At 72.4% G+C, this 24,628-nt stretch carries 16 protein-coding genes; 7 read left to right on the top strand and 9 right to left on the bottom strand.

Features of this window, described 5'->3' with window-relative positions:
- Positions 1-55: 55 nt before the first annotated feature.
- The 3 genes from H516_RS0111240 to H516_RS0111230 all read right to left on the bottom strand — a co-directional run bounded on the left by H516_RS0111240 (position 56) and on the right by H516_RS0111230 (position 4,696).
- Positions 56-1,264 carry an ROK family transcriptional regulator gene (locus H516_RS0111240; RefSeq protein WP_425393478.1) on the bottom strand — a complete coding sequence of 403 codons (1,209 nt, stop codon included), beginning with the start codon at positions 1,262-1,264 and terminating at the stop codon, positions 56-58.
- A gap of 152 nt (positions 1,265-1,416) precedes the next feature.
- Positions 1,417-3,297: a heavy metal translocating P-type ATPase gene (locus H516_RS19730; protein WP_022889811.1), complete on the bottom strand. Its 1,881-nt coding sequence runs from the start codon at positions 3,295-3,297 to the stop codon at positions 1,417-1,419.
- Positions 3,298-3,478: 181 nt separating this feature from the next.
- On the bottom strand, positions 3,479-4,696 hold the full coding sequence (locus H516_RS0111230) for an NADP-dependent isocitrate dehydrogenase (RefSeq protein WP_022889810.1): 1,218 nt from the start codon (positions 4,694-4,696) through the stop codon (positions 3,479-3,481).
- Positions 4,697-4,906: 210 nt separating this feature from the next.
- On the opposite strand from H516_RS0111230, the gene H516_RS0111225 reads away from it, so the two are divergent.
- Both H516_RS0111225 and H516_RS0111220 read left to right on the top strand, forming a co-directional pair.
- The gene (locus H516_RS0111225; protein ID WP_022889809.1) at positions 4,907-5,359 is read left to right on the top strand and encodes a GNAT family N-acetyltransferase; all 453 of its coding nucleotides are present in this window, start codon (positions 4,907-4,909) and stop codon (positions 5,357-5,359) included.
- Between the two features lie 4 nt (positions 5,360-5,363).
- Complete coding sequence (locus H516_RS0111220) at positions 5,364-5,714, top strand: MGMT family protein (protein WP_022889808.1); 351 nt, start codon at positions 5,364-5,366, stop codon at positions 5,712-5,714.
- A gap of 196 nt (positions 5,715-5,910) precedes the next feature.
- Here H516_RS0111220 and H516_RS19725 read toward each other — a convergent pair whose 3' ends face one another.
- Both H516_RS19725 and H516_RS0111210 read right to left on the bottom strand, forming a co-directional pair.
- A complete protein-coding gene (locus H516_RS19725; RefSeq protein ID WP_022889807.1) occupies positions 5,911-7,695 on the bottom strand; it encodes a sensor histidine kinase in 1,785 nt (594 codons plus the stop codon).
- Positions 7,695-8,360: a response regulator transcription factor gene (locus H516_RS0111210; protein ID WP_022889806.1), complete on the bottom strand. Its 666-nt coding sequence runs from the start codon at positions 8,358-8,360 to the stop codon at positions 7,695-7,697. The genes H516_RS19725 and H516_RS0111210 overlap by 1 nt, the downstream gene beginning before the upstream one ends.
- A gap of 274 nt (positions 8,361-8,634) precedes the next feature.
- Here H516_RS0111210 and H516_RS0111205 point away from each other — a divergent pair, with 274 nt between their 5' ends.
- Positions 8,635-9,918 carry a type III PLP-dependent enzyme domain-containing protein gene (locus tag H516_RS0111205; RefSeq protein WP_157432238.1) on the top strand — a complete coding sequence of 428 codons (1,284 nt, stop codon included), beginning with the start codon at positions 8,635-8,637 and terminating at the stop codon, positions 9,916-9,918.
- A gap of 90 nt (positions 9,919-10,008) precedes the next feature.
- Here the strand turns inward: H516_RS0111205 and H516_RS0111200 are convergent, their stop codons facing one another.
- Both H516_RS0111200 and H516_RS19720 read right to left on the bottom strand, forming a co-directional pair.
- Positions 10,009-11,814 carry an ABC transporter ATP-binding protein gene (locus tag H516_RS0111200; RefSeq protein WP_022889804.1) on the bottom strand — a complete coding sequence of 602 codons (1,806 nt, stop codon included), beginning with the start codon at positions 11,812-11,814 and terminating at the stop codon, positions 10,009-10,011.
- Complete coding sequence (locus H516_RS19720; RefSeq protein WP_084620681.1) at positions 11,811-13,637, bottom strand: ABC transporter ATP-binding protein; 1,827 nt, start codon at positions 13,635-13,637, stop codon at positions 11,811-11,813. The genes H516_RS0111200 and H516_RS19720 overlap by 4 nt, the downstream gene beginning before the upstream one ends.
- A 573-nt stretch (positions 13,638-14,210) precedes the next feature.
- Between H516_RS19720 and H516_RS0111185 the strand changes: the two genes are divergently transcribed.
- The 4 genes from H516_RS0111185 to H516_RS0111170 are packed head-to-tail and all read left to right on the top strand — an operon-like array spanning position 14,211 to position 21,720.
- The gene (locus H516_RS0111185; RefSeq protein ID WP_022889801.1) at positions 14,211-17,243 is read left to right on the top strand and encodes an FtsX-like permease family protein; all 3,033 of its coding nucleotides are present in this window, start codon (positions 14,211-14,213) and stop codon (positions 17,241-17,243) included.
- Complete coding sequence (locus tag H516_RS19715) at positions 17,240-20,059, top strand: FtsX-like permease family protein (protein ID WP_022889800.1); 2,820 nt, start codon at positions 17,240-17,242, stop codon at positions 20,057-20,059. The genes H516_RS0111185 and H516_RS19715 overlap by 4 nt, the downstream gene beginning before the upstream one ends.
- A gap of 3 nt (positions 20,060-20,062) precedes the next feature.
- Entirely contained in the window at positions 20,063-21,046 is a 984-nt protein-coding gene (locus H516_RS19710; RefSeq protein ID WP_022889799.1) for an ABC transporter ATP-binding protein, read from the top strand.
- Positions 21,043-21,720, top strand: a complete 678-nt coding sequence (locus H516_RS0111170; protein WP_022889798.1) for an ABC transporter ATP-binding protein — start codon at positions 21,043-21,045, stop codon at positions 21,718-21,720. Before H516_RS19710 ends, H516_RS0111170 begins: the two co-directional genes overlap by 4 nt.
- A 48-nt stretch (positions 21,721-21,768) precedes the next feature.
- Here H516_RS0111170 and ddaH read toward each other — a convergent pair whose 3' ends face one another.
- Both ddaH and H516_RS0111160 read right to left on the bottom strand, forming a co-directional pair.
- Positions 21,769-22,983: a dimethylargininase gene (gene ddaH / locus H516_RS0111165; RefSeq protein WP_022889797.1), complete on the bottom strand. Its 1,215-nt coding sequence runs from the start codon at positions 22,981-22,983 to the stop codon at positions 21,769-21,771.
- 259 nt (positions 22,984-23,242) lie between these two features.
- Positions 23,243-24,334, bottom strand: a complete 1,092-nt coding sequence (locus tag H516_RS0111160) for a Glu/Leu/Phe/Val dehydrogenase family protein (protein WP_022889796.1) — start codon at positions 24,332-24,334, stop codon at positions 23,243-23,245.
- Between the last annotated feature and the right edge of the window lie 294 nt (positions 24,335-24,628).

The raw sequence follows: 24,628 nt of genomic DNA, 5'->3' as shown, positions 1-24,628 counted from the left end.
CATGGGGGTGGGGAAACAGCGGGGGTTCGCTGTCACCCTTGGTGCCTGGAGTCCCTCACGAGACTCCGAGTTGTCCGGAGAGGACCATGACGGCCGCGCCGCGGAGGACGATGTCCTCCGCCTGCTCGGACATCCGGAGCCTCAGATCACGGTTGAGTTCCGCCATCGTCCGCTGCCGGAGTGTGTCGACGGTCGCCTCGTGGAAGGCGCCGTCGAGCAGATCGGCGGGGCCGCTGAGCACGACCTCCGTCAGATTGAGGGCGCCGACGACCGGCGCGAGCACGATACCGAGCCGACGGCCGGCTTCGCGCAGGATCTCGTCGCGCGCGGCGGCGGCAGCGGCATCGGTGTCGCCGTCACCGGCCCCGACGCTCGAACCGCGTGAGGCGCCGACGGCCGCGAGCTGCGCCGTGAGGCGGGGCTCGGCGACCCAGGCTTCGAGGCATCCGTCTTTGCCGCACGCGCAGCGCGGGCCGCCGTCGGTGCCGACGACGACGTGGCCGATCTCGCCGGCGGCGAATCCGCCGCCGATGACGGGACGGCCTCCGACGATGAGGCCGGCGCCGACACCGTGCCCGACTTTGATGAGCAGCAGCTCGCCCGGCGCGGTCTCGCCGTGTTCGGCGAGGATCGCGACGTTCGCGTCGTTCGCGACGTGCACGGGGAGCTCGGTGCGGGCGGCGAGCCGGGCCTGAAGCGGCAGGTCGACCCAGCCGAGGTTCGGCGCCGAGCGCACGACGCCGAGCGGGTCGACGACGCCCGGCGAACCGACGCCGATGCCGAGCACGGGGATCGTGGCGAGCGCGAGCAGCCGATCGACGAGCTGCTCGACGAGCAGGGCGGCCGCCTCGCCGGTCGCACCGCCGCGGGCGAGTTCGATGCGCTCGGCGATGGTGCCGTCGAGGGCGGTGACGGCTCCGCGGAACACCTCGTGCTCGGAGAGGTCGAGGCCGATGATCTGGAACGCGTCGCGGGCGACGTCGATGAGGGTGGCGGGCTTGCCGGGCCGGGCGGCTTCGCGCTGACCGAGTTCGACGACGAGCCCCTCGGCGATGAGGTCGGCGACGAGGTCGGAGATCGTGACGCGCGTGAGGCCGGTCTCACGCGAGACGTCGGCGCGGCTCCGCGCGCCCGAGCTGTAGAGCGTCTGGAGCACGAGGGCACGATTGTGGCTGCGAGCATGCTCGGGAAGCACCTTGCCCGTGGGCCGGAGCGCGCGCGATCTGGTGAAGATCGGGGCACCGGCGAACGGTACCGTGAGCAGGTCGGAATGCGCCACCGAAGTGGGGGGCGTCGGCTCCGTGGTGACCGGGCCTCGCTGCGCATCCGTTGCAGTCACGTTTGTTAGTAAACCTTACGAACAAACCAGATGCAAGTGCGCGACACGATTTCGCGCCCGCGTTATCGATTCGTGATCTACGCCGCGACGACGTGCGAATCGGATGCCACGACGCCGGCCGCACGCCGGGCGTCGAGCCGTCCTCCGATGGCGCGAAGCGCCGCCAGGATCGCGATGAGGTCGACCACCTCCTGGAGCAGTGCGCCGACCGTCGCCGGGATCACACCGAATGCGGCGATCACCATGAGTCCCACGCTCACGAGGATCCCGATCCAGATGCTCTGCAATGCGATGCGCACGGTGTCGCGTCCGATCTCGACGGCCTTCGCCGTCCGCGAGATGTCGTCGACCAGGATCACCGCCGAGGCCGACTCGCTCGCCGCCGTCGCCCCCTTCGCCCCCATCGCGATGCCGACGTCGGCGGCCGCGAGCACCGGGGCGTCGTTGACGCCGTCGCCGACCATGATCACCGGGCGCGCGGTGACCGCGGCGACCTCGCGAACCTTGTCGCCGGGCAGACAGTCGGCCATGACCCGGGTGATCCCGAGCTCGGCCGCGATGTGATCGGCGGTGGCCTTCGCATCGCCCGTGAGGATCATCGTGTCGTGCACGCCGAGCTCGCCCAGGCGCTCGAGCGTCGCCTTCGCGTTCTCGCGCAGCCGATCGCTCGCGAGCAGCGCCCCGGCGTAGCGCCCGTCGACGGCGACGTAGACGGCGAGTTCGCCCGGCGCGATCGCGGTGCGCTCGGCCTCGGGCGCCACGGATGCCACGAAGGCGAACTTGCCGACGACCACCTCGCGCCCGCCGATCTTCGCGGTGACGCCGTTCGTCGCGGCCTCGCGCGCCCATTCGGCCTCGCCCAGGGGCAGCCGCTTCGCCTTCGCGGCCTCGATCATCGATGCTGCGAGCACGTGCGACGAGTACTGCTCGGCCGAGGCGACGAGGCCGAGCAGTTCGTCATCGGAGAAGCCGGTCTCCGGTCTGATCGCGACGAGCCGCGGCTCACCGTGCGTGAGGGTGCCGGTCTTGTCGAACACCGCGGTCTTCGCCCGGGCGAGCAGTTCGAGCACTCCCCCGCCCTTCACGATCACGCCGTTGCGCGCGGCCCGGCTCATTCCGCCGATGAAGGCGACGGGCGCAGCGATCAGCAGCGGGCACGGCGTCGCGAGCACGAGCACCTCCGCGAAGCGCACCGGGTCGCCCGAGACCCACCATGCGACGCCCGCGAGCGCGAGCGAGAACACCGTGAAGGGCACGGCGTAGCGATCGGCGAGCCGAACGACGGGCGCCTTCGACTCCGCGGCCTGCGCGACGAGTGCGACGATCTGCTGGTACTGGCTGTCGGCGGCGGTCGCCGTGGCGACGATCTCGATCGCCGCCTGCCCGTTGACCGATCCGCTCAGCACGGCGTCGCCGCGCTGCTTCTCGACCGGCACGCTCTCGCCGGTGAGCGACGACTCGTCGAATGCGGCCTCGGCCGAATGCAGTTCGCCGTCGACGGGCACGATCTCGCTCGGCCGCACGAGCAGCCGATCGCCCGGCCTGACCTCGTCGACGTGCACGTCGACGAGGTCGTCGCCGTCGAGGCGGTGGGCCAGCTGCGGCGAACGCGTGAGCAGCGAGTCGAGTTCGCGCTTGGCGCGCCGGTTCGCGTAGTCCTCGAGCGCGGCGCCACCCGTCAGCATCAGTACGACGAGGAGCGCGGCGATGTACTCGCCGACGAGCACCGTCGCGACGATCGCGGTGATCGCCAGGATGTCGAGGCCCCAGTGTCCGCGAAGGATGTCGCGGACCATGCCGACGGCCTGCCACGCGGCGATGACGAGCGCGTAGCCGCTGAAGATCCAGGGCACGGCGACCCCCGCTCCGGTGAGCGCGAGCACGATGCCGAGCAGGCCGATGGCGAGCGTCAGGCTGACGACCCAGTACCTGCGGGCGAGCTTCAGAACACGTCCCATGCGCCCATCCTCCCGTGCCCACAGTTTCTCAGGAGGAATCTCGGCCGGGATGGCCGAATCGGGTCGGGTTCTCCTGAGAAACGCAGAATCCCGGGGGTGTGCTCCTGAGAAACACGGTTGAGGGGGAGACACGAAGGGGTCGGATGCCGGTGGCATCCGACCCCGTGTCGAGGCGTGTCGGCTATGCGCCGAGACGCGCCTTGAGGTTCGCGTCGATGGAGTTCAGGAACTCCTCGGTCGTCTGGTACCCCTGCTCGGGGCCGACGAGGGCCGCGAGGTCCTTCGTCATCGCGCCCGACTCGACGGTCTTGATGACGACGTCTTCGAGGGTGTGCGCGAAGTCGATGAGCTCCTGGTTGCCGTCGAGCTTGCCGCGGTGCGCGAGGCCGCGCGTCCAGGCGTAGATCGAGGCGATCGGGTTCGTCGAGGTGGGCTTGCCCTGCTGGTGCTGGCGGTAGTGACGCGTGACCGTGCCGTGCGCCGCCTCGGCCTCGACGACCTTGCCGTCGGGCGTCGCGAGCACGCTCGTCATGAGGCCGAGCGAGCCGAAGCCCTGCGCGACGGTGTCGGACTGCACGTCGCCGTCGTAGTTCTTGCAGGCCCAGACGTAGCCGCCCTCCCACTTCAGCGAAGCGGCGACCATGTCGTCGATCAGGCGGTGCTCGTACGTGAGGCCGGCCTCGTCGAACTTCTGCTTGAACTCGGTGTCGAAGACCTCCTGGAAGAGGTCCTTGAAGCGTCCGTCGTACGCCTTCAGGATCGTGTTCTTCGTCGAGAGGTAGACGGGGTAGTTGCGCGAGAGGCCGTAGTTCAGCGAGGCGCGCGCGAAGTCCTTGATCGACTCGTCGAGGTTGTACATGCCCATCGCGACGCCCGAGCCGGGCGACTGGAAGACCTCGAACTGCTGCGGCTCCGAGCCGTCCTTCGGGGTGAAGGTCATCGTGAGGGTGCCCTCGCCCTCGAAGCGGAAGTCGGTGGCGCGGTACTGGTCGCCGAAGGCGTGGCGGCCGACGATGATCGGCTTGTTCCAGCCTGGCACGAGACGCGGGATGTTCGAGATGATGATCGGCTCGCGGAAGATGACGCCGCCGAGGATGTTGCGGATCGTGCCGTTGGGCGAACGCCACATCTTCTTCAGGCCGAACTCCTCGACGCGGGCCTCGTCGGGGGTGATCGTCGCGCACTTGACACCGACGCCGTGCTTCTGGATGGCGTGCGCCGCGTCGACGGTGATCTGGTCGTCGGTCTCGTCGCGCTTCTGGATCGAGAGGTCGTAGTACTCGAGGTTCACATCGAGGTACGGGTGGATCAGCTGGTCTTTGATGGCCTGCCAGATGATGCGGGTCATCTCGTCGCCGTCGAGCTCGACGACGGTGCCTTCAACCTTGATCTTGGACAAGTTGAGTTCTCCTTGGATCTCTCGGGGAATTTGAGGAAGTCTCGTGGGCGGACACGCCGTCTGCCAGCTTACCGCGTCGGCAGAATATCTCGACATCGAGACAAACGGATGCCTCGTCGGCACGCCGCGGCGGCGAGGTCGGCCACTCGGGGTCGACTCAGGGACATCCCCGCTACCTCGACTCGCGGTTGTCGGGTTAGCCTTGGCGCTATGGCTGAGCTGAGACTGGAAGATCTGTCCGCATCCAACATCGTGGCGGCGAACACGCTCTCGCTGAAGCCCGGCCAGGAGCAGTTCATCGCACCGGTCACCTACTCGGCCGAGGCCTCGGTCGTGAATCCCGAGACCGCGTGGCAGCGCGTCGCCCTCCAGGGCGACAAGGTCGTCGGCTTCATCCACGGCAACTTCGACCCCGAGAACCCGCACGAGGAGTTCCGCGCCTGCATCTGGCGCATCAACGTCGACGCCGATGTGCAGGGCAAGGGCGTCGGCCGCTTCCTCGCCAAGGCGCTCGCCGAAGAGGCGAAGCGTCGCGGCTTCGACCGCATCACCGTGCTGTGGGAGCCGGGCAGCGAAGGCCCCGAGAAGTTCTTCCACCGCGTCGGCTTCGTCGATGTCGGCGAGACCGCCTACGGCGATGTGATCGGCGCTCTCGAGCTCTGAGACCGTGGCCCGCGCACTTCGCGAGCAGCCGGCCGGGCGCCGTCCTGAGCCCGTCGAAGGGTTCGTCGACGCAGTGCTCGCCGTCGTGGCCGACATCCCGGCCGGCTCGGTCGCCACGTATGGCGACGTGGCGGCGATACTCGGCTCCCGCGGGGCGCGCGCCGTCGGCCAGGTCATGGCGAGGTACGGTGCGGATGCCCCGTGGTGGCGCGTCATCCGGGCGGACGGGCACCCGCCTGCGGGGCACGCCGAGCGCGCCCGCGCGCACTACGAACTCGAGGGCACTCCGCTGCGGCCGTCGGCCGGCGACGACGGCTACCGCGTCGACCTCGCCGCCGCGCGCTGGCGCCCCTGAGCCCTCGTGCCCCCACGCCCCCTCCCCCTCGCCCCACCCCTCGCCCGTCGCCCGTCGCCCGTCGCCCGTCAGAGGGTTTACAGGACAATCCCGCCTTCGCAGGACAGCTGCATCGATTCGACGTCCTGTAAACCCGAAACTGTCCTGTGAACCCGGGGCGGGGGCCGGGGCGGGTGCGGGTGCGGGGCGGGGGCGGTCAGGGCATGGGGAGGGGGACCGGGATGCGCACGGTGATCGTCGTGCCGGCGCCGACGGGGCTCTCGATCGCGAGCTCACCGCCGACGGCGTCGACCCGGTCGGAGATGCCGAGCATGCCGCTGCCGTGAAGCGCCGCGCCGCCGACGCCGTTGTCGCGCACGACGACTTCGAGCACGCCGTCAGCGAGGTGCGCGCGCACCCAGCCCCGAGTCGCCTGCGCGTGCTTGGCGACATTCGCGAGCGCCTCGGCGACGACGAAGTACGCCGTCGACTCGATCACCTCGGGCAGCCGCCCCTCCGCCTGCACGTCGATCTCGAACGGCACCGGGCAGCGACCCGCGAGCTCGGGCACGGCGAGCGCGAGCCCGCCCGAGGAGAGCAGCGAGGGGTGGATGCCGTGTGCGAGTTCGCGCAACTCCTTCAGCGCGTCGTTCAGCATCGCGATGTTGCCGTCGAGCTCGACGCCGAGCGGTTCGATCCCGCGGTCGCGCGCCTGGTTCGCGGCGAGCCGCAGCCGCATGCCGAGCGAGACGAGATGCTGCTGCGCCCCGTCGTGCAGGTCGCGTTCGATGCGGCGTCGTGCCTCGTCGCCGGCCTCGACGATGCGCGCGCGCGACTGGCGCACCTGCTCGAGGGTGCGCTCGATCTCGGAGCGCAGGCGCCCGTTGTCGACCGAGAGCCGGAGCGCGCTCGACACGCCGTCGAGCAGGCGCATGTTGTCGGTGAGCACCCGGTCGTGCCGGATGAGCGCGATCGGCATGCCCGTCGGCGAGGCCACCGGCAGCAGGCTGTGGTCGCCGTGGCGGTCGGCGGGATCGTGCTCGATGGGATCGCCCGAGGCATCCGCGTACCGGCCCCGTTCCTCGTCCCACCAGTAGACCCGCACCGAGGCGTCCCGGAGGGTGCGCGCGAGCGACTCGGCCCAGAGGCCGCGATCGGCTCCCTCACGGGTGATGCGCATCAGGTCGGCGACGCGGGCACGCATGTTCCGGGTGTGCGAGATGCCGGCGACGAAGCTCACCGGGATGGAGGCGATCGCCACGAGCGAGACGGTCGCGAGCACCAGCGGGGCGGTCGCGTTGGCCGCGTAGGTGACCGCCTGCGCGGCGAGGGTCGTCGCCCAGGCCAGCAGCGCCAGCGGCATGAGGAAGGCCACCGTCCGGGCGGGCACGCTGCCGCGGATCCAGCGCACGAGGAAGCGCACGGCGATGACGAGCGCGAGGACGACGCCGATGAGGCGATAGCCGATGTCGATGACGCCGGAGACGACGGGGGCGTCGATGATGCGGTAGGGGTTCGGCGCACAGTCGCAGAGCGCGGCGGGCGGTTCGGCGAGCAGCACGGTGCCGAGCAGGTAGGTGACCGAGGCCGCGAGCGCGATCGCGCCGAGCACCCTGGCCAGACGGTCGCCGAAGTCGCCGCGGGGGTAGAGCAGCACGAGGATGCCCGTGAGCAGGCCCCACCAGAGGTGAACGCCGTAGAGCAACGGCCAGAGCCAGCCCAGGTCTTCGATGACCCGGAGGAAGGTGAGCGGGATCCACACGACCGGGAAGAGCACCATGAGCCGCGCCGGCACGCGCGAGGGCCCGATCGCCCAGGCGACGCCCGCGCAGGCCGCGAAGACGAGCGGCACGATCGCATGCAGGGTGACGTAACTCACCTCGGGGCGCTCGGACTCGGCGGCCGCGAGGAACCCGGCGACTTCCATCGCGAGGCTCAGCGCGACGACCGACGCGATGGTGATCGTTCGTCTGATGATCCGGCCGCGTCGGCCGGGCGCCATCACCTCGCGCCGAGGAGCGTCAGCACCGCGAGCACCCGCCGATGGTGCTCGGGCGACTCCTCGAGGTCGAGCTTCTGGAGAATCGAGCGGACATGGGTCTCGACCGTCTTCAGGCCGAGGAAGAGGGTCTGGGCGATGCCGCCGTTGGAATAGCCCTGGGCCATGAGCTCGAGCACCGATCGCTCGCGCTCGGTGAGCCGTGACAGCGGGTCGTCGGCGCGGGTGCGCTGCACGAGCTGCTCGACGACCTCGGGGTCGACGACCGAGCCGCCCGACGCGACCGTCTCGACGGCGCGCACGAGGGTCTGCGGTTCGGAGACCCGCTCTTTCAAGAGGTACCCGGTGCCGCTGCCGGCGCCCATCACGCGCAGGGCGTATTCGGGCGTCGCGTACATCGAGAGCAGCAGCACGCCGATCGTCGACCCGCTCGCGCGAAGCGACTCGAGCGCGAGGATGCCCTCGTCGCGATAGCTCGGCGGCATGCGGATGTCGAGTACGGCCGCGTCGACGCCCCCGGCGCGCACGACCTCGACGAGCTCCTCACCGGTGCCGACCGAGGCGACGACCTCGAGCCCGCCGCCCTCGAGCACCTTCGCGATGCCCTCGCGGAGGAGGAGCGCGTCGTCGGCGATGGCGACGCGCAACGGTCGAGACGTCTCGTCCATGCACACCTCTTCCGCCGGGGCGCCGAACCGATTCGATTCGAGCCGTGAAACGGGCACAGGCGACCGAACCGGTCGCCCCCGCCTGTCGTGAGCGTATCGCGTTCGGCACTCGCGCCGCTCCCCCGGTTCAGGGGGTGCCCGGATCCGGGCAGCCCTTCGACGTGGCATACTGCCCGCGCGACGTGCGTGCCGACGAGGGTTCAGGGTGTGCACCCAGTCGGATCCGTGGTCGTTCCTGATCCGGACGGCGAGCGACTCGGCGAGTATCGGTCACATGTTCGGCGCAACCCCCACCCCCACTCCCACTCCCACGCTCGAGCGCAACCGGCGCTCCGGGCCTCGACGTCGCAGCGCCCTGCCCGCCCCCGAGCTCCCGCCCCGCCGCGAGCTCATCCGCCGCGAAGTCGCCGCCGACGCCGCCAGGATGCGGATCGCCGAGCTCGTCGAAGCGCACGGCAGCCCGCTCCTGGTGCTCGACACCGATCGGATCGCGACGCGACTGCTCGCCCTGCGGCGCGAGCTGCCCGGCGTGCACCTCCACTTCGCGCTCGGCGCGCTCCCGCACCCCGCCGCGATACGAGCGGTGCACGCCTTCGGCGCGGGCTTCGACGTCGCCTCGCGAGGCGAGATCACGCTGCTCGAGCGCGAGGGCGTGCCGCTCAGGCACGTCGTGCACGTCGCCCCCGTCAAACGCGTCGACGACCTCACGAGCGCCTACCTCCGGGGCATCCGGACCTTCGTCGTCGATGCCCGTTCGGAGGTCGCCAAGTTCGCGGGACTCCCCCGCGACGTCGCCGTGCTCGTGCGACTCGCGTTCCCCGGCGGGGAGTCCGGGTCGGGTGTCTCCACCGAGCAGGCGCCCGCACTCGTGGCGCACTGCCGACGGGTCGGACTCCGGGTCGCGGGCTTCACCTTCCACCTCGGCGACCGGCAGCGCGACCCGGCGGTCTGGGAGCGCGCGATCCGCGGTACGCTCGCGCTCATCCGCTCGCTCGAGCGCCGGCACGGCACGCGTTTCGAGATGCTCGACCTCGGCGGCGGGCTCCCCCTCGCCGACGACCCGGCCGCCGCGTTCCTCGGGGTCGCCGCACGCATCAGGGCCGCACTCGCGGGCGCGCCCGCGCACCTGCGGCTGGTGATCGCCCCCGGCCGGTTCGTCGCCGCACCCGCGATGACCCTCGTCGCGCGCGTCGTCGCCGGCGCCGACCGCTCCGACGGCCGATGGCTCGCCCTCGACTGCGAGGTGCACGAGTTCCTCCCTGCCATGCGACACGACGGCCGCCGCCCGATCATCGCCGCAGAGGAGCTCGGCAGCCAGCCGCTCCCCGACGGCGCGACCGATCGCGCGACCCGTCGGCTCCTCACCCGGCACCGGGTGCCGACGACCCTCGTGGGTCCGGCGAACGACCCTCGCGACCTCGTCGCGCGAGACCACCCGCTGCCGCCGCTCGGCGTGGGCGACCTCGTCGTGAGCCCCGGGATGGGGGCCTACACGATCCGGGCCACGACCGGATTCGACGGGAGCGCGGTCGCCCCCGTGGTGGTCGCGCCGCGCTGAGACGTCGGCCCACGACGACGGATGCCCCGTGCCCGAGTGGGGCGCGAGGCATCCGTCTGCCGTGGTCGCGGCGCGCTGCGCGCGAGCCGCTCACACCAGCGAGTCCCGCCAGGCCGCGTGCAGCGCGGCGAAGCGGCCGGTGCCGCCGATGAGCTCGGCGGGCGCGCCGTCCTCGACGATGCGGCCGTGCTCCATGACGAGCACCCGGTCGGCGATCGCGACCGTCGAGAGGCGGTGCGCGATGATCACCGCGGTGCGGTCGGCGAGGAGCTTCGTCAGCCCCTCCTGCACGAGTCGCTCGCTCGGGATGTCGAGCGAGCTCGTCGCCTCGTCGAGGATGAGCACCGCGGGGTTCGCGAGGAAGGCACGGGCGAACGAGATCAGCTGTCGCTGGCCCGCGCTCACCCGGCCGCCGCGCTTGTTCACGTCGGTGTCGTAGCCGTTCGGCAGCCCCTCGATGAACTCGTGCGCGCCGACGGCCTGCGCCGCCCGCACGATCTCGTCGAAGCTCGCGTCGGGCTTGCCGAGCGCGATGTTGTCGGCGACCGAGCCCGAGAAGAGGTACGCCTCCTGCGTGACCATGACGATCGCGCGCCGCAGGTCCTTCGGGTGCAGGTCGCTGAGCGCGACGCCGTCGAGCGACACCACGCCCTCGCTCGGGTCGTAGAAGCGCGCGATGAGCTTCGCGAGCGTCGACTTGCCCGCGCCCGTCGACCCGACGAGGGCGATCGTCTGGCCCGCCGGCACGTCGAGGTCGAAGCGGGGCAGGATGACCCGGCCCTGCGTGTACGCGAACTCGACGCCGTCGAAACGCACCCGGCCCTCCGCGTTCCAGAGGTCGACCGGCTTCGCCGGGTCGGGCACGCTCGGCTCCTCCTCGAGCACGCCCGAGATCTTCTCGAGCGCGGAGGAGGCAGACTGGTACCCGTTGTAGAACATCGCCAGGTCCTCCATCGGGTCGAAGAAGCGCTTCGTGAAGAGCACCGCCGCGAGGAGCACGCCGACCCCGAGCGTGCCGTCGATGACCCGGAACCCGCCGAGCACGATCGTCACCGCGACCGCCGCGTTGCCGATGAGCGCGAGGCCCGGGTTGAACACTGCGAAGAGGCCCAGCACCTTCGCGTTGACATCGCGGTAGTCCTCGACGAGGCCGCCGAACTCCTGCTCGTTGCGGCGCTCCTTGCGGAACGCCTGCACCGCGCGGATGCCGGTCATCGTCTCGACGAACTGCACGATGAGCTTCGCCGACGCCACCCGCGAGCGCCGGAACAGCGCCTGCGAGCGCACCTGGAACCAGCGGGTCAGGATGCCGAGGGGGATCAGCGCGACGAGCAGCACGAGCCCCGACTGCCAGTCGAGCAACAGGAGCGCGATCGCGGTGAACACCATGTACATGAGGCCGCGCACGAGCATCGTGAGCCCCTCGTCCATCAGCTCGCGGATGGCGTCGAGGTCGCTCGTCTGCCGCGAGATGATGCGGCCCGAGGTGTACGACTCGTGGAACTCGAGCGAGAGCTTCTGCGTGTGCAGGAACACCCGGGTCCGCAGGTCGATGAGCACGGCCTGGCTGATCCGCGCCGACATCCTGATGTAGACGGAGATGAGGAACGCGCCCACGAGCCCGGTGAGCAGGTACGCGAGTCCGGCGAAGGCCGCAGGCATCCAGTCCTGCTCCATGAGCGCGGGGATGCCCTGGTCGATCCCGTACGCGATGATCACGGGGCCGGCGACCTGCGCGGCCGACGAGACGACGACCGCGGCCGCGGTCAGCCAGAGCTTGCCCTGCTGGGGTCTCAGGAGCGAGCCCAGCAGGCGCCGTGAACGGGCCCTGATGTGCCGCGACTCCGCCTTCGAGTAGTCGTTGCGCTCTTCTCCCTGCACACCGGTGACGCTCATGATGCCGCCTCCTCTCGCTCGAGACCTGCTGGTCGAGGAGCGCCCGACGAAGGAGGACGCGTCTCGAGACCCGGACGCGTCTCGACACCGCGACGCTCGTCGTCCTCGAAGCTCGAGATGACGAATCGGTAGTGCTCGCTCTCGCGGAGCAGTTCGGAATGGGTGCCGACCGCCGTCACGCGGCCCGCCTCGAGCAGCGCCACCCGGTCGGCGAGCATGACCGTCGACGGGCGGTGCGCCACGATGAGCGCGGTGGTGTCGGCGAGTACCGAGCGGAGCTCGGCCTCCACCCGTGCCTCGGTCGCGACGTCGAGCGCCGAGAGCGGGTCGTCGAGCACGAGCACCGCGGGCTTGGCCGCGACCGCACGGGCGAGTGCGAGCCGCTGCCGCTGGCCGCCCGAGAGGCTCATGCCCTCTTCGCCGACCTTCGTGTCGACGCCCTCGGGCAAGTCGTAGGCGAAACCCGCCTGCGCGATGCGCAGCGCCTCGTCGAGCACCCGCTCGGCCTCGGCCGCGACCGCGGGGTCGGTGGCCGCATCGCCGGTGAGCTCGGGCCGGCCGAGCAGCACGTTCTCGCGCACGGAGGCGCTGAACAGGGTCGCATCCTCGAAGGCCATCGCGATGTGTCGGCGCAGCTCATCTCGGGTGAAGGCCCGCACGTCGACGCCGTCGAGCTCGACCGATCCGCCCGTGACATCGTAGAGACGTGTGGTGAGGGCCGTCATGGTCGTCTTGCCCGAGCCGGTGAGCCCGACGAGCGCCATCGTCTCGCCCGGCTCGACCACGAGGTCGACGCCGTCGAGCAGGTCGCCGAAGCGATCGGGCGAATCCTGGTAGCGGAAGTGCACGTTCGAGAACGCGAGCTCGCCGCGCGGCCGCTCGTCGTGCCGCGGCTCGGCCGGGTCGACGATGGTGTTCTCGCTGTCGAGGATGTCGAAGAAGCGATCGGTCGCGGTGCGCGCGTCGAGCGCGAAGGCGAGCATGAAGCCGATCGACTCGATCGGCCACGCCAGCACCGCCGCCGTCGCGAAGAACGCGACGAGCTCGCCCACCGTGAGCTGTCCGTTCGCGGCCAGCCAGATGCCGACCACGAGGCACAGCGCGAGCGCCACCGTCGGCACCACCATGATCCAGACCCAGATGTTCGCGTCGAGGCGCGCCTTCTCGATCTCGGTGCGGCGCAGCGACTCGGCCTGCGCGCGGAAGCTCGAGAGGGCGTGCTTGCCCCGGCCGAACGCCTTCAGCACGCGGATGCCGTGGACCGACTCCTCGACCGCGGTGGCGAGGTCGCCCTGCTGGTCCTGGCTGAGCCGCGACTTCTCGGAGTAGCGCCCCTCGAACCGCCAGCCAGCCCACCACAGCGGGAGCGAGCAGACGAGGAAGATGAGCCCGAGCATCCAGTTCATCGACATGAGGATGCCGACGCCGACGACGATGATCACGAGGTTCGCCCCGGTGAGCACGAGCCCGAATGACAGCCAGCGGCGAATGAGGCCGAGGTCGCTCACCGCGCGCGAGAGCAGCTGGCCGCTCGGCCAGCGGTCGTGGAAGCTCACCGGCAGGTCTTGCAGCTTCGCGTAGAGCGCGTTGCGCATGCGCGCCTCGACCTTCGTGCCGGGGCCGACGACGAGCCAGCGCCGCAGCGCGTAGAGGAGCGCCTCGGCGGCGCCGAGGCCGAAGACGAGCATCGCCAGCGGCACGACCGCCGAGGCATCGCCGTCGGCGAGCGGGCCGTCGACGATCTGCTGGAGGACCTGCGGGATCGTCAGCGCGATGAGTTGCGCGACGAGCGCCGCGGCCATGCTCCCGGCGAACGCCGGCATCGCCGGCCCCGCGTATTCGCGCAGGCGCCAGAGCGCGCGGAGCGCCCCGAGCTGCTCGTGCGGGGGAGGTTCGGTCGCAGCGGGCTGCTGCGGCTGGACGGTGTCGGACAAAGCCGGATTCCTCTCGGAGGAGTGGCCGATCGGGGTCGCGACGCGACGCGGAACGGCGGAGAACGAACGGAGAATGTCGACGCGGAGGCGTCGGGCGCGACACGGCCGCGCAACGTGCAGGCTGAGCGCCTGCGGGGCTGTCGGGGTGCGCTACCCCACGGACGGCACGACCGGGGACGTACGGCGGGCAGCGCCATCGACCGCGACCTGGCGGGCGTTGATGTCTGTCTGCATGGTGTCCTCCTGCGTCATCGTCTTCGATACCCTCGAGGCCGCTCGCGTAGGGACGCGGCGGCCAGCCCTTCAGAATATGGGGTGCACGCGCTGGTATGCAAGGCCCTGATCCGGAGTAGAGTGTGCGAATTCGTCGCCACGCGGGTTCGCGTGCCGCCGCCGCATCGAGGCGACCGCACGCCGGCCCTGCACCGCCCCGCGTGCCGCCCCGATCGATGAGGAGCCCGCGTGGGAAGTGCACGGACGGCGCTCGCCCGCGCGAACGCCCGTCTCGGCGTGCTCAGCGGCATCGCGGCCGTCGTGCTGCTGCTCTCGGGCATCGGCACCGCCGCGCTCGACACCCTCGCCGGGGCCGCGACGAGCGGACTGCGCTCGGGCCTCGAGTCCGCGACCGGTGTCGCGGGCGCCGCACGCTGGCAGATCCGCCTCGCGAACGAGGCCGCCGCGCAGTCGGCGGCGGCCGCCGCCGTGCTCGACCGCATGATCGTGCCGCACGGCGCGAGCTGGCAGCGGAGCACACTGGCTCTGCCGACCCCGGCGATCGCTGGCGGCGAACCGTTCGAGGCCGCGCTGTGGGCCGACCCCGCCGTCGCGGAGCGAGCCGAACTGCTCGCCGGCGACTGGCCCGGTGCCGGTTCGTCGATGCACGATGCCGGCGCGCTGGGCGCGGTGCCGACCGCGGTGAATGCGACCGCTGCGACGACGCTCGGTCTCGAGCCGGGCTCGCTCGTCACCGTCGACGACGGCCCGACCCTGCTCGTCGTCGGCATCTGGGAGCCCGTCGACCCGACCGATCCCATCTGGTTCGGCGAGGCGGTCGTGGCGACCGGACTCGCCGACGGGGCCGCGGGGCCCTTCCTCGTCGACGAGGACACCGTCATCGCGTCGCCGTCGGCGGCGGTCGTGCGGTGGACGGCGATCGTCGACCCCACCACGACGCCCGAGGAGGCGACCGCGCTGCGTGCGGCCCTGCCCGACGTCGAGCCCGCTCTCCGCAACCAGGACGACCTCGGCTCCAGCGGTCTCGCCGCCTCGGGCGGCCTCCACGGCACCCTCACCCGGCTCCTGGCCGGTCTCGGTGCGGTACGGGCACTCGCCCCCGTTCCGGTGCTGCTGCTCGCCATCGCGGGCGTCGCCACTCTCGCCCGCCTCGCCGCGCTCCTCGGAGCCGCCCGTCGCGGTGAGTCGCTCCTCCTCCGGGCTCGCGGGGCGTCGGCGACGCGCCTGGCCCGCGACACGGGGCTCGAGGTGCTCGCGGTAGGCATCCCCGCCGCCGCGGTCGGCACGTTCTCCGCGCTCCTGCTGCTCGCACTCCTCCGCCCCGGCGAGGCGCGCGACCCGTCGATCGCCTGGCTGGTCACGGCGGCGAGCGTCGCGATCGCGGTGCTGCTCGTCGCCGGCCGGGCGTTCACCGACGCGCGCCGGCCGGTGCAGCGCGGGTCGGGCGACGAACACGGGCGGATGCCGCGAGCCGCGGTCGCGGGCGGCGTCGTGCTGATCGTGGTCGCCGCCGTGATCTCGCTGTGGCAGTTCAGGCTGTACGGCTCGCCCCTCGTGACCGGCACCACGGGCGCAGTCGAGGTCGATCCGCTCGCGGTGCTCGCCCCGGTGCTCGTCCTGCTCGCGCTCTCGCTCCTCGCGCTCGGCCTCGCACGACCGATCGGCGTGCTCTTCGAACGCCTGGCGGCCGCGAGACCGGCCCTCATCCCCGCCCTGCCGATGCGGCAGCTCGCCCGGCGCGGATCCCTATTCGCCTCGGCCTCGCTCGTCACGATGCTCGCGGTCGCAGGCCTCACCCTCTCCGCGGTGTTCGCGAGCGCCTGGCAGTCCGTCGATCGTGAGGCCTCGGCCCTCGCGACCGGCGGTGAGGTCCGGGTCTCGTTTCCGGGCCGCGACGTCGTGCGCGGCGCCGATCCGCTCGCGACGGGCGAACTCTTCGCCGAGGTCCCGGGCGTCGTGGCCGACGGTCCGGTGTTCCGCGGCGAGGTCCGGCTGGGCTCCGACGCCGCGACGCTCGTCGCGGCACCCGCGAGCGGCTTCGAGGCGTTCGCCCCCGGCACCGGACTCGCGGCCGCGGCCGACGAACTGGCGCCCTCGGCGGAGGCGGCCGCGGTGCCGCTGCCCGAAGGCGCCACGACGCTGGAGATCGAGGTCGGTGTGCGCTCACCCGGAGGCACGCCGGGCGAGGTCGGCGTCTCGGTCTGGCTCCTCACGTCCGACGGCGCCGCGATCAGGCTGCCCGCCGGCTCGATCGGCATCGCCGCGGGGGGAGGCATCGCAGAACTCGAACTGCCGGATGCCACGGGCCTCCGCCTCCTCGGCCTCTCGGCCGGGCTCGTCGACTCCCCCGGCGCCCGTGGGGTGCAGGTCTCGTTCGGCGGCGTCGCGGTCGACGGCGAGACCCCGTCGCGAGAGCTCGCCGGCGCGTTCGAGACCGTCGAGCTGTCCGCGAGCGACCCCGAGGCACGGGCGCCCCTCGCGTCGGGTGCCGAGCCCCTGGAGGTCGTGCTCGCCGCCGAGCTCGCGACCCGCATCTCGGCGGAGGTCGGCGAGGCCGTGGACTTCCGGATCATGTCGGGCGGTGCTGAGATCGACGCCGTCGTAGTGGGGGTCGTCCGGGCCGTGCCCACTGCGGGCGACAACGCGATCCTCGCTGATCTCGGTGCGCTCGAACGCGCCGCCTTCGACGCCGGAGGCGGCGTACCGCAGTTCGGCGAACGCTGGCTCGCATCGAGCGATCCCATGGCGACTGCGGAGTCGATCGATCGAGGCCAGCGCACCGCGACGGTCTCGACGACCCGGGCGGACGCCTCGTCGGCGCAGCTCATCAGCCCGGCGATCACGACGTTCTGGCTCGCCGCGGCCGGCGCCCTGCTGTTCGCCCTCATCGCGCTCACGGCGCTCGCGAGCGCCCTCGCCGGCAGCCGCTTCGGCGAGATCGTCGTGCTGCGCGTGCTCGGCGTCGGCCCGCGCGTGCAGGCACGCGCCCGATTCGCCGAACTCGCCGCGACCGTGCTCGCCGCGATCGTGATGGGTGCCGTGATCGGCGCGGCGACCGCATGGCTGACCGCCCGCGAGCTCGCCCGGGCGGCGATCGGCGATGCCCCCGCCTCGCTCGAGGCGACGCTCGGGGTCGAGCTCTGGCCCTGGCTCACGGGGCTGGCGGCCTTCGCGCTGCTCGCCGGGCTCGTCGCCGCGTCGGCGGCCCGAGCGGTGCGCCGGACGGCGAGCAGGCCCGGCCTCAGGGAGGAGGAGCGATGAGCGCGCGGCACCACTCGGCGCTGACTCCCGTCGGCCTCTTCCACCGGCAGTTCTTCGCCGCGCCGTTCGCCTCCGTCATGCTCGCCCTGCTCGTCGCGGCCGGCGCGTTCCTCGCCACGGCGCTCCCCCGTGCCGTCGCGGCGATGCACACCGCGGCCCTGGCCGAGCACCTCGCCGGCTTTCCGGCGCGCGAGCTCGACCTCCTGTCGGCGAACCGCTCGACGCTCCCGGAGCTCGGCCCCTCGAGCGGCGGCACGACCCTCGCCGACGACGTCGACGCCGTGTGGGGCGGACAGGAGGAGCGCCTGCTCGCGATCCGCGAGCAGATGCCCGACGAACTCGCGCGGGTGAGCGACGATCCGTTGCAGGCCGTCATCGCCGGCCCCAACTCGGCCAAGCCCGACGGCGCCGGGCCCGGCTCCACCGACTACGTCTTCTACGCGGGTTTCGACCCCCGACTCGACGAGCACATCGAACTGACGGCGGGCACCTGGCCGACTGCGCTCGAGGCGCCGCCCCCGCCGGCCGAGCCCGAGGGCGAACCCGGCTCGCTGCCGATGCCCGAGGCGCCGCCCGCGCCCGCCCCCAGTGCGAAGCCGCTCGAGTTCGTAGCCTCCGAGCCGTTCGCCCGTGAGATGGACTGGGAGATCAGCCAGGAACGCAGCATCCCGCTCGGCGCCGAAACGCAGCGCGTCGTGCTCGTCGGCACCTTCGACGCGAAGGACCCCGACGACGGCTTCTGGACGCATCTGCCGGTGCCGCTCGAACCCTCGGTCGCCTTCACCGCCGACGGCACCCTGCGCATCACCGGGCTCGGCTTCGCGCACCCGAACTCGTGGGCGGCGCTCGAACGCTCGCAGCTGCCGACCACGCTCGAGCTGTGGTTCCCGGTCGCCGACGACCGCATCCGCGCCGATCGCTCGGCCGAGCTCCGCGCCGACCTCGACGAGTTCGCGAGCGTGGGGTACCCGGTCGGTTCAGGCGATTGGGTGTACTACTACAGGACCATCGGGGTGATCGGATTCTCGAGCGGGCTCGGCGACGCCCTCACGACGGCGGCGACCGCGGCCGGGGCCAGCGACACCGTGCTCGCGACCGTCGCCTCGGGCCCCATCGGTGTGATGGTCTCGGTGCTCGTGCTCGGTGCCCGCGTCGTGTTCGAGCGGCGCAGGCAAGGGCTCGAGCTCGCCGCGGCCCGCGGGGCGTCGATGGGCCAGCTCCGTGGCATCCTCGCCGTCGAAGGCGCCGTCGTCGGCGTGCCCGCCGCCGTGCTCGGCGCCCTGCTCGGCACGCTCGCCGTCCCCGCCGACGGCGGCGCGGCCGGCCTCGTGATCGCGGCGCTCTTCGCCCTGACCCCGGCGCTGCTCCTCGTGAGCTCCGCACCCGCACTGAGCCCGCTCCGCCGCGCCCGTGCCGACTTCGCGACGCGCGGAGGCGGACGAATCAGATGGATCCTCGAGGCCCTCGTCGCGATCGTCGCCGTGGCCGCGGTGGTGCTGCTCCTCCGGCGCGGCCTCGCGACCTCGGCGGGCGAGGTCGGCGTCGATCCCCTGCTCGCCGCGGTGCCGCTCCTCCTCGCAGTGCTCACCTGCCTCGTCGTGCTGCGCCTCTATCCGCTGCCGCTCGCCGCGACCGTGCGGGCCGCATCCCGCGGGCGGGGTCTCGTGGCCTTCCTCGGTTCGGCGCGCGCGCTGCGTGATCCCTCAGCCGGCGTCGTACCCGTGCTCACCGTGGTCGTGGGCGTCTCGGTCGCGATGTTCTCGGCAGTGCTGCTCGGCACGGTGCAGGCCGGCGTCGACCACGCGGCCGACGCCCGCGTCGGCGCCGATGCCGCGGTGGCGGGCGTTCCGTTCACGCTCGAGCAGCAGGAGGCGTTCGCCGCCGTGCCCGGGGTCGAGGCGATCGCCCCGGTGTACGCGACCGACTCGATCCAGGTCGGCATCGACGGGCGTCTGCGCACGACGACGCTCGTCGTCGTCGATTCCGAGGAGATGCGCGCCGTGCAGGCCGGCCGTTCGGGGGCGACGCCGTTGCCCGAGGGGCTCTCGGAGACGGGCGGCGACGCCGTGCCGGTGGTCATCTCGAAGGTCATCGCCGATTCGATCGAGGGTGCCGAGGACGTCGAGCTCGACCGTGATGCGTTCGAGACGCTCGGCGTCGTCGACGGCCGCACGGCGTTCTGGCCGCGGACGAGCTGGGTGCTCATGGACCGTGCCAACGCCGACGGCTTCGTCGGGACCTTCGTTCCCGACCGCGTGCTCGTGCGCTTCGAACCCGGAGCCGATGCCGCGGCCGTGACCGCCTCGCTCGGTGAGATCGCCGGTGAGGGCGCCACCGTGACCACGCCGACGATGCTGCGAGACGATCTCGCCTCGACGTCGGTCACCCAGGGGCTCGTGGTCTTCCTCGTCGGCGCCATCGTGCTCTCGAGCCTGCTCACGGCGCTCGCGATCGTGCTCACCCTCGTGGTCGGGCGCCCGGCGCGCGAACGCCTCCTCCCGCTGCTCACGACGCTCGGGCTGCGCCGTCGCGGCGAGCGCGCACTCGTCGCGTGGGAGGTCGGCCCGGTCGTGATCGTGGCGCTCGTCGCCGGCGCACTGCTCGGCGTGGTGCTGCCGTTCGTGGTGTTGCAGGGCATCGACCTCCGCGCCTTCACCGGCGCGGACCAGCAGCCCGGGGTCGTCTTCGACCCGTGGCTCATCGGCGGGGTGCTCGCGGGCTCGATGCTCGTCACCGGGCTCGCCGTGCTGCTGGCGTCGCGCGTCGGCGGCGAAGCGAGCGCGGCGCGCGCCATGCGCAAGGAAGAGGAGGGCTGACCCATGCCGATCGACCAGGAACCGCACATCCTGTGCACCGACCTCGTGCGCATCTTCACCGCCGACGGCGTCGAGGTGCAGGCGCTGCAGGGCCTCAACCTGCGGGTCGACTCAGGCGAGATGGTCGCCGTGGTCGGCGCCTCGGGCTCGGGCAAGTCGACCCTGCTGACGATCCTCTCGGGGCTCGACACCGCCACGGCGGGTGTCGCCCGGGTCGCGGGCCACGACCTGCTCACGATGGGCTCGCGCGAGCGGGTCGCCTACCGCCGGCGCACGGTCGGGTTCGTCTGGCAGCAGACGTCGCGCAACCTGCTGCCGTACCTCACCGCGGCCGAGAACGTCGCGCTCGCGATGAACGTGGCGCGCACGCGACGCGGCGCCGAACGCGCCCGCCGCGTCGACGAGCTGCTCGGGTTGCTCGAGGTCGGCGCCGAGCGCGACCGGCGGCCCGCCGAACTCTCGGGCGGCCAGCAGCAGCGCGTCGCGATCGCCGTGGCGCTCGCGAACGACCCGCTCGTGCTCCTCGCCGACGAGCCGACCGGCGAGCTCGACGAGGCCATGTCGTCGGCGGTGCTCGAGGCGATGCGGAGCGTCAACGACGAGCTCGGCGTGACGACGCTCATCGTCACCCACGACCCGGCCGTGTCCGGCCATGTGCGGCGAACCGTGCAGATCCGCGACGGCCGCACCTCGACCGAGGTGCTGCGCTCGACGCGCGTCGACGAGCACGGCGAGGAGCAGCACGTCGCCGAGGAGTTCGCGGTGCTCGACCGCGTCGGGCGCCTGCAACTGCCGCAGGACTTCATGCACAGCCTCGAGCTGAGAGACCGCGTGCGGCTCGCGCTCGAGAGTGATCACGTCGGCGTCTGGCCCGGTCATGAACGGCGACCGGATGCCGCGACGCCCCCGTCGTCCGCGACGCCCCCGCGACGGGCGCGGCACGCCGCCGGCGCCGAGGCATCCGATCGAACCGAGGAGGAACGATGAGTGCGCTCCGCGCAGAATCCGTCAGCCGGGTCTTCGAGGGCCGCGGCGGCGGCGTCCACGCGGTCGACGGGGTCTCGCTCGAGGTGCACCCCGGTGAACTCGTCGTCGTCACCGGCCGCTCGGGCGCCGGCAAGACGACGCTGCTGAACCTGCTCGGGGGCCTCGACCGCCCGAGCTCGGGCACGGTCTTCCTCGGCGACGACGAACTGCCGAAGCTCGGCGAGGAGGCCCTCGCCGCCGTGCGCCGCGACCGGGTCGGCTACATCTTCCAGTCGTTCGGGCTGATCCCCGTGCTGTCGGCGGCCGAGAACGTCGAGGTCCCGCTCCGGCTCCAGCGCACGCCGCCCGCGGAGCGTTCCGCACGCGTCGCCGAGGCGCTCGAGCTCGTGGGGCTCGGCGGCCACTCGGCCCAGCGTCCGTACGAACTGTCCGGCGGACAGCAGCAGCGCGTCGGCATCGCGCGGGCGCTGGCCGCGCGCCCGCAGCTGCTCCTCGCCGACGAGCCCACCGGGCAGCTCGACAGCGGCACGGCGACGACCGTGATGGATCTCATCGGCGACCTCGTGCACGCGCAGGGCGTCGCCGCCGTCGTGACCACCCACGACGCGGCACTCGTGAGCCGGGCCGATCGCGTGATCGAGCTCCACGACGGCCGCGCCGTCGACCGGGGCTGAGCCGGCCGGGTCGACCCGGCGCCACCCGGAGCGACGCCCGCGGCTCCGTCAGCGCACTCGCACCGACAGACAGGTCACACAACCCTCGAGCTTCTCGAACTCGCTGATGTCGACGGTCACGACACGATAGCCGAGCCCCGCAAGCATCGCCGCAGTCTGCGGCGCCGAGGCCGACATGAGCAGCGAGGTGGTCGACAGCGCGACGACGGCGACGCCCTCGCGCTCGGGCACCGGCAGGAACCTCGGGAACAGCGAGGTCACGTCGAGGAGCGCCGGGTCGCCGACGACCGTGCCGTCGGGAAGCGCGGTCGCGGCGCTCTTCAGATGCAGCGCCTTCGACATCGGCACGCCGACCACGGTGTAGCCGTGCGGCGCGAGGAGCTCGCGGAGCTGGCGGATGCCTTCGGCGTTCGTGCGCGAGGAGGCCCCGACGTAGACGACGTCGCCCGCCTTCAACACATCGCCGCCGTCGAGGGTGCCGGGCTCCTCGATGCCGGCGACGCTCAGCCGTGGGATCGACCGCACCGCACGCTCGACCGCCTCGACCTCGGCGCGGCGAGACTCGGCACCGGGCCGGGTGAGCACGGCGAGGTCGTCGAACATGACGACCGTGTCCTCGACGAACACCGAGTCGGCGAGCTCGGGTGCCGCATCGACCTCGACGGTCTCCCACCCTTCGGCGACGAGCGCGGCGCAGTAGTTGTCCCACTGCTCGTCGGCGAGCGACTGGTCGACGGGACGACGTTCGAGGTGGGTGAGCTCGGCCTCATCGAGGTTCGAGGCCGGGATGCGCACGAGAGCGATCCGCCGCGGCTCGCGCACCGGCGCGTAGCCGAGCACCCCGTGCATGACCCGCGGCGCGAGCAGCACCTGGCCGAGCACGACAGCGATCACGAAGATCAGGTTGAGGCTCACGAGCGAGCCGATGACGAAGAGGAACGCCTGCGGACCGAACGGCGACCGCGCGGTGAGCGCCACCATGACCGTCGTGGCGACGAGCGCCGCGAGGCACGCCGAGGTGAACCCGGTGATCAGGGCGAGGAACCACGCGCGGGTCGCACCGAGCGCGTTCGCGATCGAGAGCAGCGCCCAGGCGAAGAACGCGGCGAGTGCGAAGTGGCCGAACACCTGTGCGAAGACGGCCGGCGATTGCCCATTGCCGATGAAGAAGGCGAGCACCGCGACACTCATGGCGATGATCGCGACGACCGCCGCGGAGACGAGGGCGGCCGATGCCCGGCGCCCGCGGGTCGCGACCGGCATGAATCGAGCCGCTGAGCGTGATGCGGGCAGGGGCGAAGCCGGCGGAGCGGGGGAGGTCATGAGCACGAGCCTACTGGCCGGGCGGATGCCCCGGGGTCAGCGTTCCCCTGCCCTCATGCCGCACCCCGATCCCCGAGTCGCGTTGCCCCGCGGCGCGCCCGGCGGACACGCGACGCCGTGTCGCCGCCCGACGATGCGTCGCGAGCGGACTCGCGTCACGGTCGGACGGCGACCGGGTATCGTCGCAGGACCCCCCGGCTCAGCGGCCGGCGTCGAGGCGGGCGCGGGCGAGGCGCTCGGCGGCATCGAGCGTCGTCGACCCCGTCGCCACGGCGTCGTGGAGCACGGCGGCGACGACGTCGCCGATGCCCGCGATGCGCGCGTCGAGGCCGGCTGCGTCGGCACCTGGCCGACCGGCGACGTCGAGGTAGATCACGCCGCCGGCGTTGACCACGAAGTCGGGCGCCCAGACGATGCCGCGGTCGCGCAGGAGCTCGGCCACGTCGCGCGAGGCGAGCTGGTTGTTCGCGGCGCCGACGACGGCGCGCACGCGCAGCTCGTCGACGACGTCGGGCGTCAGCACGCCGCCGAGCCCGCAGGGAACGAACACGTCGGCCTCGACGCGGTGCGCGTCGGCGGGCCCCACCCAAGCCGCGCCGAGTTCGTCGGCGAGGGCGCGCTTGTGCTCCGCGACATCCGTCACCGTGAGCCGAGCGCCCGCGGCCGCGAGGCTGCGCGCGAGGCGGCCGCCCACCTGACCGAGACCCGAGATGACGAAGTGCCGACCGGCGGCGTCGTTCGAGCCGAACACGTGGGCGAGCGTCGCGAGGATCGACGCGTGCACGCCCGCGGCGGTCGCGTCGGCGGGCTCGCCGACGCCGCCCTGCTCGGGCGGCAGGCCGCAGACGTGGGAGGTTTGCTCGTGCACGACGGCCATGAGTTCGGCGCTCGTGCCCACGTCTTCGGCGGTCATGTAGGCACCGCCGAGCGACTCGACGGCGTCGCCGAGGTCGAGCATCGCGTCGCGGCGCTGCGCCTCGTCGAGCACGACGCCGGCCGGGACCGCGACGACCGACTTGCCGCCGCCCCGCATGAGGCCGGCCGCGGCGTTCTTCATGGTCATGGCCTGCGAGAGACGCAGCGCGTCGGCGAGGCCGTCGGTCCAGTGCCCGTAATTCCAGACGCGGGCACCGCCGAGCGCCTGGCCGAGGCGCGTGGAGTGCACGGCGACGATGACGGTGAGTCCCGAGCGGGGACCGCGGGTGATGAGCACCCGTTCATGGTCGGGGGCGTCGCTCGGCAGGGTGGCGCTGACCTCGGCGGCGGGCGCCGGGGCATGGGTGATCGACATCGATCGTTCTCCTCGAATCATCCGCTTCGTGGGCGGAACCTGGCCTGCGCGGGGTGTGTGCAGGCTCGATCCAAGGGTACCTCCGGCGGGCCATGGCCTGCGCTCCTGGTCACCGGTGCTCCCGGCCAGGGTTCTGCGGCCACCCGCGGCGTGCGGCCCGCCACCACTTCGGCGATCACCACGGATTCGGTCCCGCCCCCCTGAAGCATCCGATTCTGCGGTGATCGCCGAAGTTGTGGCGGCCGCCGAGTGCGGACCGCGCCGCGAGGACGGGCGGGAGGGTGCGAGGCGGGC

It is taken from the genome of Agromyces italicus DSM 16388, from assembly GCF_000421545.1.
Classification (GTDB): Bacteria; Actinomycetota; Actinomycetes; order Actinomycetales; family Microbacteriaceae; genus Agromyces; species Agromyces italicus.
The sequence above is the reverse complement of the archived record's forward strand: the minus strand, read 5'-3'. Positions and strand labels throughout refer to the sequence as shown.